This window comes from uncultured Rhodococcus sp., from assembly GCF_963525155.1.
GTDB lineage: Bacteria > Actinomycetota > Actinomycetes > Mycobacteriales > Mycobacteriaceae > Rhodococcus_F > Rhodococcus_F qingshengii.
The window spans coordinates 1-11,214 of the sequence record NZ_CAURKP010000167.1; the positions used below are offsets into that span (position 1 = coordinate 1).

15 protein-coding genes are annotated in these 11,214 nt (G+C 62.0%); 10 read left to right on the plus strand and 5 right to left on the minus strand.

Annotation, left to right across the window (positions count from 1 at the left end; all coding sequences use genetic code 11):
- Positions 1-332 precede the first annotated feature (332 nt).
- Complete coding sequence (locus tag RWT78_RS23860) at positions 333-842, plus strand: hypothetical protein (protein ID WP_314681398.1); 510 nt, start codon at positions 333-335, stop codon at positions 840-842.
- Between the two features lie 7 nt (positions 843-849).
- Here the strand turns inward: RWT78_RS23860 and RWT78_RS23865 are convergent, their stop codons facing one another.
- The gene (locus RWT78_RS23865) at positions 850-1,236 is read right to left on the minus strand and encodes a DUF1304 domain-containing protein (RefSeq protein WP_007733422.1); all 387 of its coding nucleotides are present in this window, start codon (positions 1,234-1,236) and stop codon (positions 850-852) included.
- 87 nt (positions 1,237-1,323) lie between these two features.
- Here RWT78_RS23865 and RWT78_RS23870 point away from each other — a divergent pair, with 87 nt between their 5' ends.
- Both RWT78_RS23870 and RWT78_RS23875 read left to right on the plus strand, forming a co-directional pair.
- The gene (locus RWT78_RS23870; RefSeq protein WP_314681401.1) at positions 1,324-1,908 is read left to right on the plus strand and encodes a TetR/AcrR family transcriptional regulator; all 585 of its coding nucleotides are present in this window, start codon (positions 1,324-1,326) and stop codon (positions 1,906-1,908) included.
- Positions 1,909-1,965: 57 nt separating this feature from the next.
- Positions 1,966-2,586, plus strand: a complete 621-nt coding sequence (locus RWT78_RS23875) for a GNAT family N-acetyltransferase (RefSeq protein WP_050793951.1) — start codon at positions 1,966-1,968, stop codon at positions 2,584-2,586.
- Here RWT78_RS23875 and RWT78_RS23880 read toward each other — a convergent pair.
- Entirely contained in the window at positions 2,544-3,134 is a 591-nt protein-coding gene (locus tag RWT78_RS23880; RefSeq protein ID WP_037128509.1) for a TetR/AcrR family transcriptional regulator, read from the minus strand. The two genes, RWT78_RS23875 and RWT78_RS23880, sit on opposite strands and share 43 nt — an antisense overlap.
- Positions 3,135-3,247: 113 nt before the next feature.
- Between RWT78_RS23880 and RWT78_RS23885 the strand changes: the two genes are divergently transcribed.
- The 3 genes from RWT78_RS23885 to RWT78_RS23895 all read left to right on the plus strand — a co-directional run bounded on the left by RWT78_RS23885 (position 3,248) and on the right by RWT78_RS23895 (position 5,592).
- Positions 3,248-4,486 carry an MFS transporter gene (locus tag RWT78_RS23885; protein ID WP_003940229.1) on the plus strand — a complete coding sequence of 413 codons (1,239 nt, stop codon included), beginning with the start codon at positions 3,248-3,250 and terminating at the stop codon, positions 4,484-4,486.
- A gap of 134 nt (positions 4,487-4,620) precedes the next feature.
- Positions 4,621-5,067, plus strand: a complete 447-nt coding sequence (locus RWT78_RS23890; RefSeq protein ID WP_021332236.1) for a hypothetical protein — start codon at positions 4,621-4,623, stop codon at positions 5,065-5,067.
- A 156-nt stretch (positions 5,068-5,223) separates the two neighbouring features.
- On the plus strand, positions 5,224-5,592 hold the full coding sequence (locus tag RWT78_RS23895) for a VOC family protein (RefSeq protein WP_003939994.1): 369 nt from the start codon (positions 5,224-5,226) through the stop codon (positions 5,590-5,592).
- A 4-nt stretch (positions 5,593-5,596) separates the two neighbouring features.
- Here the strand turns inward: RWT78_RS23895 and RWT78_RS23900 are convergent, their stop codons facing one another.
- Complete coding sequence (locus tag RWT78_RS23900; RefSeq protein ID WP_314681411.1) at positions 5,597-6,943, minus strand: deoxyribodipyrimidine photo-lyase; 1,347 nt, start codon at positions 6,941-6,943, stop codon at positions 5,597-5,599.
- 10 nt (positions 6,944-6,953) lie between these two features.
- Entirely contained in the window at positions 6,954-7,541 is a 588-nt protein-coding gene (locus tag RWT78_RS23905; RefSeq protein WP_269577030.1) for a TetR/AcrR family transcriptional regulator, read from the minus strand.
- A 76-nt stretch (positions 7,542-7,617) separates the two neighbouring features.
- Between RWT78_RS23905 and RWT78_RS23910 the strand changes: the two genes are divergently transcribed.
- Positions 7,618-7,995 carry a DUF952 domain-containing protein gene (locus RWT78_RS23910; protein ID WP_054825286.1) on the plus strand — a complete coding sequence of 126 codons (378 nt, stop codon included), beginning with the start codon at positions 7,618-7,620 and terminating at the stop codon, positions 7,993-7,995.
- Here the strand turns inward: RWT78_RS23910 and RWT78_RS23915 are convergent.
- On the minus strand, positions 7,992-8,987 hold the full coding sequence (locus tag RWT78_RS23915) for an ABC transporter permease (RefSeq protein WP_314681415.1): 996 nt from the start codon (positions 8,985-8,987) through the stop codon (positions 7,992-7,994). The genes RWT78_RS23910 and RWT78_RS23915 overlap by 4 nt on opposite strands.
- Positions 8,988-9,076: 89 nt before the next feature.
- Here RWT78_RS23915 and RWT78_RS23920 point away from each other — a divergent pair, with 89 nt between their 5' ends.
- The 3 genes from RWT78_RS23920 to RWT78_RS23930 form a co-directional block, all read left to right on the plus strand.
- A complete protein-coding gene (locus tag RWT78_RS23920) occupies positions 9,077-9,652 on the plus strand; it encodes a TetR/AcrR family transcriptional regulator (RefSeq protein WP_054825295.1) in 576 nt (191 codons plus the stop codon).
- A gap of 40 nt (positions 9,653-9,692) precedes the next feature.
- Positions 9,693-10,397, plus strand: a complete 705-nt coding sequence (locus RWT78_RS23925; RefSeq protein WP_003939853.1) for a response regulator transcription factor — start codon at positions 9,693-9,695, stop codon at positions 10,395-10,397.
- Positions 10,394-11,214, plus strand: an 821-nt coding sequence (locus RWT78_RS23930; protein ID WP_399552186.1) for a histidine kinase dimerization/phospho-acceptor domain-containing protein, incomplete at its 3' end; no start/stop codon positions are given. The genes RWT78_RS23925 and RWT78_RS23930, both read left to right, overlap by 4 nt.

An 11,214-nucleotide genomic window follows, 5' to 3' on the forward strand; every position in this document is an offset into this window, starting at 1 on the left:
CGGCACCGCGTAAAAAGGCCCCGGGGGGGCACGGCCCTAATTGCTGCCTTATTGCCTGTGCGGTTTGGGTAGCCAGCCCGATCCGGCAGAGGCAATTCCGGCTTGATCAAGCCTTCGTAGCAACAGAACAAGTAGTCGACAACCTCATAGGCGCTCCTCGTCTGGCGTGGGAAAAACCGTTGTGGGATGCGCAACAAACCCAAGACCCAGCGTAGAAGCATTTGGCCGCAAACGCGCGTCATTCGGCACTATTTTTTTGGATTCGGGCATACTGGACAACGCTCCCACCACGTATTATGGACCCGAGTTCACACTTACAGGGGGTAGGCACAGTGACGGTCAAATACGCCGTAATGGACCCGATTCACGGAAAAGTCGAGATCTCGTTCGATGTCGACACGGGGGTCGTCGACGTCCGAAACGACAACTCACACGCTCTGTTGACGCGTCGAGTCGATGCCCCGCGCCGTGAAGGCACACCCATCGGAACGCGCGCCGCCGCCGACTTGTTCTTCACTGTCGGTGGCGACGAAGTCGAACTCACTGTCGGCAAAGGGTTTCTGTCCCGTCGCTCGTACTCTGTCTCGGCACTCGTCGACGGCGTGAGTTTGAACTTCGCCCCAGTCGACGACGCGAACAGTGCATTCACCCGCGACGGATTGCGGATCGGGCACTTCTCCAAGAACGAGGAATCCGATCCCAGACAGACCGACGCAGTCTGGTCGAGCACGCCGAGCACCGACGAACTTGTCATCGGTTACGCCCTGGCCGAAGCCTTCGATTGCGGAGCACTCAACGGTGCTTTTGCGTTGATCGAATCACTGGTGCTCGGCGGCGGATAGAGACCACTCAAAGCAGGTGGATTACCAGCAGAACAACGGCAATAGCTGGGAAAAGCATCTGCACGACGGCTGCGCGGGCTTTGTCGGGAGACGAGAGAATCAGCACCAATCCCGCGGCAACCATCGATCCTGCGCCTGCCAGGACGAGGGCAATTCCGACCGACGCGGAGCCGGTCGCCGCAATCACGATGCCGACCGCCGACACGATCGCCAGGAAAAGGTTGTAAAAGCCCTGGTTGAAGGCGAGCGGCTGCGTGGTGATCGCCTCTTCCTCGGACTTCACGCCGAACGTGGCGCGGGTCTTCGGGGCCGTCCAGAGAATCGATTCGAGGACAAAAATGTATACGTGCACTGCTGCGGCCAGTCCCGCGAAGATGTAGCCGGCGACGTTCATCGTTGAGCTCCTGTTGCTTCGGGTGAATTCTGTATCGTTCGGTCCAATATATACTGGACCGAACGATACAGAAAGAGCGAGGCTTTGATGGGCAGATCACAAGAATTCGACACAACAGCCGTGGTCGCTGCCGCTTTGGACGTTTTCTGGGCACGCGGATTCGAAGGCGCCTCACTCGGCGACCTCGAATCCGCGACGGGGCTGAGTCGGTCAAGTCTCTACAACTCGTTCACCAACAAGCGCGGATTGTTCGACGCCGCCGTGCGGCTGTACCTCGAACATGTCATCCGGCCACGTCTGCGCAGCCTCACGACAAATCCCGGGGCAGACGCCGTCGACGACTACCTTTCCTCGCTTGCGCACGCGATCGGCACCATGACCGCCGACTCACCTCGGCGCGGTTGCCTACTTCTCAATACGGCTGCCGGACTCGGCGCGCACGACGATGCGGTGGCCGCAGTGATCCGCGCTTACCGCCGAGAGCTCGCCGACGCGATCAACAGTGGATTACACGCCGCGTTTCCAACCGAGACAGACGCCACGCTCTCAGATCGCACTCGAATCCTTCTCTCCTGCACGGTAAGTGCATTGGTACTCGCACGAGTTGACACCGAAGAGGCCATCGCAACTCTGGAATCTGCGCGCCGACTGAACGCAGAGTGGCAGGGATAATGACCGGAAAGCTCACGCCATTGCCCGCCATCAGGCGGGTAGGCGATGATGCTTCACGTGCCCAAGTTGACCACGCCCGCTATCGCCGCTGGATATCTCCGGGGAATGGACCAACCCTCGATCCACGTCGGGACTTCCGCGATTCTCCGACCCTGGACCCGCGACGACGCACCGGCCGTCATGGAAGCCTTTCGCGATCCGTCGATTCAGCGTTGGCACATCCGCCGCGCCGACTCGATCGACGAAGCACGGGGTTGGCTCACCCAGTGGAGAGACGGGTGGGCAAGCGAATCCGAATGCCATTGGGCGATCGCCGCTCCCGAGACAAATGAACTCCTCGGCCGAATCGCAGCAAAGGGGGTGAATTTGTGGGACGGCACTGCCGAGCTCGCGTATTGGGTGACCCCAGCGGCGCGCGGCCGCGGACTGTGCACCCAGGCTGTAACCGCACTGTCCGAGTGGGCATTCCGCGAAGTAGGGTTTCATCGATTGGAACTCGCACACTCGATCCACAACCCACGATCGTGCCGAGTCGCCACCAAAGCAGGGTTCAGCGAAGAAGGTGTTCGACGAGGCTCCGCCAGGCACGCCGACGGCTGGCACGACATGCATGTCCACGCCCGACTACGTAGCGATCAGCCTTCGGCACCGACCCGCGCCGCGAGCGCAAGTGTCTGATCCACCAATTCCGCAACTCGCTGCGGCGCGACCGGTTCGAGGTCGAACAGAATTCGGTAGATGATCGGCGCCACCACATGGTCGACGACCGAATCACCATCCACGCCGGCAGCTTCCGGCCAACGCGCGAGGATCACGTCGATCTGCGTCCGACAGAAGAAGGCACACTTGAACTTCTTCGTACCATCCGGTGCATGCGTCTGATCGTCGCTCATCAACACGTCACGCAACGAAGCACGACCGACAGGCGCAGACATCTCCTCGAGGTACTCCTGCGCCCAAACCGTCAGATCCCCTCGGAGCGAGCCCGTTTCACGCGGGTCGGCGTCCGGGCGCAATCTCTCGATCGAGACGTCGGCAAAGACTTCGTTGATGTCACCCCACCGCCGATAGATGGTCGACGGGGTCACTCCCGCATCGGTCGCGATCATCGGCACCGTGATCTCGGCTCGATCACGCTGTTCCAACAACTTGCGCGCCGACGCATGCACGGCCTGTTGGATGCGCGCACTACGGCCACCGGGGCGCGGACCTGCGGACGGACTCATAAATCCAATACTAACGCAAAGATGTTGCATTAGGCTACGGCCAGGCGTAGCGTCCCAAACGCAAAGTATTTGCGTTTGAAGTCTTCACCACCCGCACGGGAAGCGCTACGACAATGACAACGACCGTTTCACCTCAGACCGAGAGCACTTCACGCCCACGCCTTGGGCGAGGCGTCGCTTTCACACTCATCGCCGTCATCATCGCCACGTTCCTGGGCGCATCCGCGACCCCGACACCGTTGTACGAGCACTATCAACAGTTGTGGGGATTCTCCTCGCTGGCGTCGACGCTCGTGTTCGGCATCTACGCTCTCGCATTGCTCGCCACGCTCCTGACCGCCGGATCCCTGTCCGATCACATCGGCAGGCGCCCGGTCCTGCTCGGAGCACTCGCGCTCGAGGCAGTCTCGCTCGCGCTGTTCGCCTCGGCCGACGGTTTGACCATCCTGCTCATCGCCCGGGTCGTACAGGGTGTTGCCACCGGCGCTGCAATCAGTGCTCTGGGTTCGGCATTGATCGACCTCGAACGCACTCCGGGCCGAGGATCGATCATCAACAGCGTCGCTCCGACGATGGGGCTTGCAGTCGGAGCAGTGGGTTCGAGCCTCATCAGCGAGCACCTGCCCCGGCCCACCAGCACTGTCTACCTGGTCCTTCTCGTGCTTGTCATTCTCGAGATCTTCGGAGTATGGGCCGCTCCCGAGACTTCGGGCGGACGCCCCGGAGCCTGGCAGTCCCTGCGCCCCACACTGGCCGTTCCTCGTCAGGCGCGCACGATGATTGCCCTGACCGCACCGTGCCTGATCGCGGTCTGGGCGCTGGGAGGTTTCTACCTCTCACTCGGACCTGCATTGGCGCGCAACGCACTTGACGTTCACAGCTCCCTCATCGGTGCCATCATGGTCGCAACACTGACAGGATTCGGAGCGGCAGCAGTACTCACCTTCCGCAAACTCGGCGGCCGGACCGTGATGCTGATCGGAACCACCGCCTTGGTGCTCGGGGTGGCCGTCACACTCATCGGTGCTGAAACATCCTCTGCCGTATTGATTCTGGTCGGTACGGCTGTTGCAGGTATCGGCTTCGGAGCAGGATTCCAAGGAACTATCCTCACCGTCATGCCGCTGGCCGAGAACCACGAACGCGCGGGTTTGTTGTCCACCGTCTACGTCATCGCATATCTGGCCAACAGTCTTCCCGCCTTGCTGGCCGGCTACCTGGTCGGCAAGGTCGGATTGGTGGATACGACGCGTGGCTACGGAGCACTCGTCATGGTGCTCGCGGCGGCCGCACTGATCGGACTGCTGGTCACCGGCGAGCGAAAGGTCGAAGCCGTCTCGGTGTCGGAGTAGGTGTCCCCCGATCGGTGGACACACCGTTCCGCCTGCACAGGGTCCGGGGAGTGGACATACGACATCGATCTGCTCCGACATAGTTGTCTTCGAGAGAGCCAACCGAACGCTCACCCGGACAAAGGACACCGACGATGACGAACCCACGCTACGTAGTTGCCGCAATCACAGCTCTGGCCGCCGGCGCCCTCACTTTGGGATTGAGCGGAATCGCCAGTGCCGGAACCCTTCCCACAACCGGCAACAGCATCACGATGACGATCAGCAACGACACCGAACAGACAATTCATCTCGAAGGCGCCGACAACCCCTACGGACAGTGGATGCAGAGCCCACGCCAGTCGCTCGCGCCTCACGAGACCGAGATCGTCACGGCATACAACCAGGACCCGCGCGGCCTGACGGTCGACGTCGTCTATTCCACTCCCGGCGGCGGACAAGCCGTCTTCATGGCCAACGACTATCCGCAGTTCGACACCGACGGAACTCGCACCACCGACCCTGATCACTACTTCATCTCGAGCTACATCGACGGCTACTACCCGAACCTGAGCGTCGGGTACCACCTCAGTGCGGTGTGACTGCAGCAGTCGTCATAAGTAATCCATCTGCCTCTCAGACGCACTTGTTCTTGGACATTCGTCCGGCGCGCGGGGATTGTTGAACGCAGCCCCGCACGACCAGGCACACGCCCCGCTGCCGGTGGCCCGAAAATCAACGGGAGAGGGAAAACCACAGTGCGACTACCCAACCAGTTTCTGATCTACGTCAGCGATGCCGCCTCCGCAGCAGCGTTCTACGGCGAATTGTTCGACGCGAAGCCTGAGGTCCTCAGCCCTCGGTACATGACCTTCGACCTCGGCGGCGGTGTGGTCCTTGCACTGTGGAGCGGCAAGTCCCGCGACCTCGATCCCGCGACACCGCGCAATTTCGAAGTCGGCATCTTGGTCGACGGCGGGAGCAACGAAATTCGGGCGATCCACGACGAGTGGGTGGCCAAGGGAGTCGAGGTCGTCGAAGAACCCAACGAAGATGTCTTCGGTCTGACGTTCGTCATTTCAGATCTGGACGGAAACCGCGTCCGCGTAGCGCCCGCAGATCACTGAGCACTCAGCCTTTGATCTCGCCGTACCGGCGCAAGGCTTCCTCACGCTCATGCGCGTGATCGACGATCGGGTCCGGGTAGTCGACCGGGCGCATCGCCTTCAACGAGTGGACGGCCTTCCCGGGAACATCGCGAAGTTCAGGGACCCACCGACGGACGTATGTGCCGTCGGGATCGAACTTCTCCCCTTGCGTGATCGGGTTGAAGACGCGGAAGAAAGGCGAAGCATCCGTGCCCGACCCGGCAGTCCACTGCCACCCGTGCTGATTGGAGGCCAAGTCACCGTCCACCAGTTGCGACATGAAGTACCGTGCGCCGCGCCACCACGGAATGTGCAGGTCCTTCACCAGGAATGACGCGACGATCATTCGGACCCGATTGTGCATCCAGTTCTCGGCGGCGAGTTGCCGCATGCCGGCATCCACGATCGGGAAGCCGGTCTTGCCTTCACACCAGGCAGTGAAGGCGGCGTCTGCGTCGACTCCCCCGTCGTGACGTAAACGGTCGAACTTGTCGTCGTAGTTTTTCCGCGCGCTGTCGGGGCGTTGAAACAGGATGTCTGCGTAGAAGTCTCGCCACGCCAACTGGCGACGGTAAGCCTGAGCGCCGTCGCCCAGTCGCTTGGAGAGATCTGCCAACATCGTTCGCGGATGGATCGTGCCGTACTTGAGCGGAATCGACATCCGGCTCGTGGTGTCGAGGTCAGGCCGATTTCGTTCGTCGTCGTACCGGTCAAGATCGTTCTCACAGTATTCTTTCCACTGTTCGAGGGCGCCGACCTCACCGACGAAATCGCTGACGGAGGCGGATGGCGCGGGGATACTCACCCGGCGCGGGCCACCCTCCTTCTCGCTCGGATCGAACCAACGGACCGTCTGCGCATCGGTCGACGCGGGGCCCCGCCAACCGTGTTCCATCCACTGACGGAAGTACGGCGTGAACACCTTGTACGGATCACCGTCCGCCTTGGTGACGCGTCCGGGCGCCACGGCATACGGAGATCCGGTGGCTATCAACTCCACCTGCTCCGCCACGGCCGCGTCGCGCCGTCGGCCGTAGGGCCCGTAGTCGGCACTGATGTGAACTTCTTCGGCGCCAACGGATTCCGCTACACGGGGCACCGCGTCCGCCGGATCACCTCGAACAACCATCAGTTTTCCGTCGAGTTGATGATCGAGCGCCGTCAAGTTGGCGAACAGTTGATCCTGGCGGGGTGAGCCTGCCGGTCCGAGCAGGTTCTCGTCGAGAACGAACAAACCCAACGTCTGCCCGCCGGCATCCGACGCTGCACTCAGGGTGGGAAGGTCACCTACCCTCAGATCACGTCGAAACCAGACCACAGAGTTACTCACCCAGTCGAGCCTACCGATCAGATCCCAGAACGCATCCCACCGCACGAGCTGCAAGTTGCGCAGCTCGTTCTGTTGTCGGTTCGGAAGCGAGCCCGAGCAGTCGCTGCCGGTGCTCCTCCCCGAGCAGCAACGTGTACAACTGATCCGCGCACAGCGCAGCCTTCTGGCCGTGCTGATCGATCAATATCATCTCCAGAAAGGCAATCGACTTGGCCGGGCCGGATTCGTAGAACGCGGCGGCCAGTTCCGGGAACTGCACGGCCTCGCCGATCATCATGCGGTGCAGCGCAATCGAGTTGTCGCTGTGCAGGGCGATGACGATGTCCACTGCAGCGGCGAGCAGGTCCGACTGGTCGCCACCGGCGTTCTCGACATACGCGTGCTGACGCGAAACAGCAGCAGCGAAGACCGCGGATTTGTCGCCGAAATAGCTGTACACGGTGCGCTTGGCGACGCCGGCCGCCGTGGCAATGGCGTCGATGGTCGTTCGAGCGAACCCGACTTCTCGAAACGAGTCGACCGCAACGTCGAGAATCTCGTTGCGTCGATCAGCTCGCTCCGCGTCGCTGGTTCTCCCACGTCTTCGCGGTTGCTCCATCAAGTCCCCTACTACCGTGCCACTCAATTAATGCTACGTTGACGTTTCATTATTTCGAACACTACAGGAGCACTGCATGACCGGACAACGACTCGTCCACGTCGCCATCGCCGACGACTGGGAAGCGTGCAAGCGTTTCGGTGAGTACGAGGTCTCGACGCGCGGAATCAGTTACGACGAGGCAGGATTCATTCGCGCAACGACCCCGGACGCACTCGCTTCGGTGCTCGATCTGGTGTTCGGCGACCTCACATTGCCGCTGGTCGTCGCCGTCATCGATCAGGACGCCCTGACCTCCGCGGGCATCGACGTCGAATGGGAGGCGGAAAAGCCCCGAATCCTCCGACCTCTACCGATGGACGAGGACACCGTGGTCGCCGAACTGGCCGTGGAGCGCGTTGACGGGGTCTGGCCGATTCCCGACCTGACCCCGTACGCAAGCCGCACCGACTAGACCAGCGCAGCCTCGGGTTCGACCACGGGGGTCGACGCCTTCTTCCGACCGGCAGCCACGCACAGCGCGATCCCGACGGCAATCCAGCACACCAGCACCAGAAGTGGCGTGGTGGCGCCATGGCCGTCGAAGAACGCCATCGAACGGACGGATGCTCCTGCGGCGCCGGGTGGGAGCAGCTGCCCCAAAGCGCCCCAACCCGCGGGCAACCACGCGGCAGTTGTCGCCATACCCGAGAGTGGGTTTCCGATGAACATCATCGTGACGGCGCCCAACGCGAATCCCTTCATCCCGAGCAGGGATTCAAGTCCCAGAATGGGCAGCGAGATGGCCGACATGCCCATGGTGAGTGCGAGCGCGGTGAGCAGGTAGTTTCCGTCAAGACTGTTGGTGCCGAACTGCAGAATGGCAGTCAGTGCAAAACCCGCGACAACCGCGACGCCGGCAGCGCCCAACACTCGCTTGACGATGCTGCGCGGAAACAGTTGCACGAGAACAACAGCGGGCATGATTCCGCCGAACACCATGGGCAAGGCCAATGCCGTGAGCCCAGCACCGGTCGGGTCGTCCACAGTCAGCGGCACAACGTCTTCGACGGGCACCTTTGCCCCCGAGGCCTCCGAGAGGCCGTTGGCCACCCCGGTCAGGGTCTGGGCGATCGGGGTTCCGCCTGCAGTCGCGATCAACACGTGAGGACCGTTGGCATCAACGGCGATTCCGCCGACCACGTCGCGATTCCGAATCGCGTCACGCAGGGCGTCGGCGTCGGCGAATTCTCGAGTATCGAAGGCGCCTTGCTTACTCGCCTCGAGCGAGGTGCTGATCTGTTCGGTTGCCGCAACTGGACCGGTGATGCCCAACTTCAGTTCGTGCGGGCCACTGTTGACCGAGGGCAGTACGAAGGCAAGCAGCATCAGCCCGATCACGGCGGACAAGCCCAACACCACAGCCACCAACTTCTTGCGGTCCTGTGCTTCAACTTCGGCGTTCATAACTACCTTCCCTAAGTGGAAGTTTTTCCTCCACTATTTGTGGAAGATATTCCTCCGGTTATGATGAACTGTCAATACCGGAGGTGGATGTGCGAGCCGATGCACGTGAACGCAGAAACGCAATAGTCGACGCCGCACGAGCGGTGTTCACCGAGCGCGGGCACGACGCGCCGCTCGACGCAGTCGCAGAACTCGCGAAAGTGGGCATCGCCACGCTGTATCGAAACTTTCCGACGCGCGAGGACCTCGTGACCGCCGTCGCCGTCGCAACACTGACCGATGTCCGCGAGGCTGCCGACATCGCACTCACGGCAATGTCCACCGATCCGACAAACGCGTGGCACACGCTGGTGGACCGCCTCGTGGAACTGCGCCTGGGTGCGCTCATTCCTGCACTGGTGGAACACAGTTTCACCGAGCTGGCGCCCGAAGTTCTCGCGGTGCGTGAGGTGACGAAAACGAAGATGACCGCGACGATCGGCGCCGCTCAGAGCGCCGGACTGGTCCGCGCCGATCTGCAACCGCTCGAATTCGTCATGGCTCTGGCCAAACTGACGCGCCCGCAAATCGAGTTGTCCGACGAAGCCATGCCGAACCTGGTCCCGCGGTTGGTCGCGGTGTTCATGGCCGGTCTGCGTCCGGACGGTACCGACTTGCCGGTCTGATCAGCGAAACCCGACGTACCAGGCAAGGCACAATGGGGCTGTGACCGAGATACCGAAAATCCTCGTAGTCGACGACGACGCAGACGTCCTGACCTCACTCGAACGCGGATTGCGGCTCTCGGGATTCACCGTACTGACGGCGGTGGACGGAGCCGACGCGCTCCGAGTGATCTCCGACAAGCGACCGGACGCGGTAGTCCTCGACATCAACATGCCTGTTCTCGACGGCACCGGGGTGGTGACGGCACTTCGTGCCGCCGGCAACGAAATCCCGATCTGCGTGCTCAGTGCGCGCAACTCGGTCGACGATCGCATCGCCGGGCTCGAATCCGGTGCAGACGACTACATGGTCAAACCGTTTGTTCTTGCCGAACTGGTTGCCCGGATCCGCGCAATGCTCCGTCGCAGCAACACTCCGGCCGGCGATCACTCCGAGGGTACGAATACCCTGCGGGTCGGAAACCTCGACATCGATCTCTCCGGTCGCCGGGTTCGTGTCGACGGCAAGGAAGTACCGCTCACCAAACGCGAATTCGAGCTACTCGAAGTGCTCGCACACAATTCCGGCATCGTGCTCACTCGCGAACGTCTCCTCGAACTGGTGTGGGGCTACGACTTCGTCGCCGACACGAACGTCGTGGACGTCTTCATCGGCTATCTGCGTCGAAAGTTCGAATCCGGCGGTTCACCTCGTCTGCTGCATACCGTTCGCGGCGTCGGGTTCGTGCTTCGGGAGAACCCGTGAAGCGTCGCCGCTTCTCACTACGAACTCGCGTTGCCGCGGCCGCGGCACTGGGGGCGACGTTCATCGTCATCGCACTCGGTGTGGTCGTTGCACTGGCTATCGCACGAAACAATTTGGCGCAGTTGGACCGTCGATTGGAGACGGCATCGACGGTCATCGTGGCCAATGCGGCTACAGCGGGACCTTTTCTCGGCGCGTTCGGAGACGGCGGCGCCTTTTCCGTGACCATCCGCTCCGACACCGACGGAACCGTCAAATCCAGTACCCCGACGCGACTGCCCGAACTACCGGTCGGCTCGGCGACCGTCGACGTGGACGGTACGAAGTACCGGGCATATACCGCCGAGGCCGACGGGATCAATGCCCTTGTCTCGCTGGCGGTTCCCTATGCCGAAGCGCGAGACATCACAGTCGACCAACAGCGACAGGTTGCGTTCTTCGGCGTCGGGGCCGTAGCGGCCGCAGCTGCGTTGGGATGGTTGTTCGGTGGCCCGGCGGTGCGCCCCCTCGTGGAGTTGACCCGCCGGATCGCCAGGCGCGATCCCGATCTCGCCACCGAGGTTTCCGGAATCCGTGAAGCGGACGAGCTTGCCGCAGCAGCAGAATCGATGCTCAGCGACGTCGCTCGAGCGCAAGCCGCAACCAACTCCGCCCTTGCCGCCGCCCGAGATTTTGCGTCCGCCTCGGCTCACGAACTCCGAACTCCGTTGACAGCAATGCGAACCGACATCGAAGTGTTGTCCATTCACGACCTCGATCACGAACAAAGACGCGAGATCCTCACAGATCTGGCCCGCGCGCAGGGCCGCGTCGAGTC

Bases quoted from the DNA above. Each gene is read 5' to 3' on its own strand.
- RWT78_RS23885 (WP_003940229.1), top strand. From the start codon at position 3,248: ATGACAACGACCGTTTCACCTCAGACCGAGAGCACTTCACGCCCACGC.
- RWT78_RS23905 (WP_269577030.1), bottom strand. From the start codon at position 7,541: ATGGAGCAACCGCGAAGACGTGGGAGAACCAGCGACGCGGAGCGAGCT.
- RWT78_RS23910 (WP_054825286.1), top strand. From the start codon at position 7,618: ATGACCGGACAACGACTCGTCCACGTCGCCATCGCCGACGACTGGGAA.
- RWT78_RS23890 (WP_021332236.1), top strand. From the start codon at position 4,621: ATGACGAACCCACGCTACGTAGTTGCCGCAATCACAGCTCTGGCCGCC.
- RWT78_RS23880 (WP_037128509.1), bottom strand. From the start codon at position 3,134: ATGAGTCCGTCCGCAGGTCCGCGCCCCGGTGGCCGTAGTGCGCGCATC.
- RWT78_RS23865 (WP_007733422.1), bottom strand. From the start codon at position 1,236: ATGAACGTCGCCGGCTACATCTTCGCGGGACTGGCCGCAGCAGTGCAC.
- RWT78_RS23870 (WP_314681401.1), top strand. From the start codon at position 1,324: ATGGGCAGATCACAAGAATTCGACACAACAGCCGTGGTCGCTGCCGCT.
- RWT78_RS23915 (WP_314681415.1), bottom strand. From the start codon at position 8,987: ATGAACGCCGAAGTTGAAGCACAGGACCGCAAGAAGTTGGTGGCTGTG.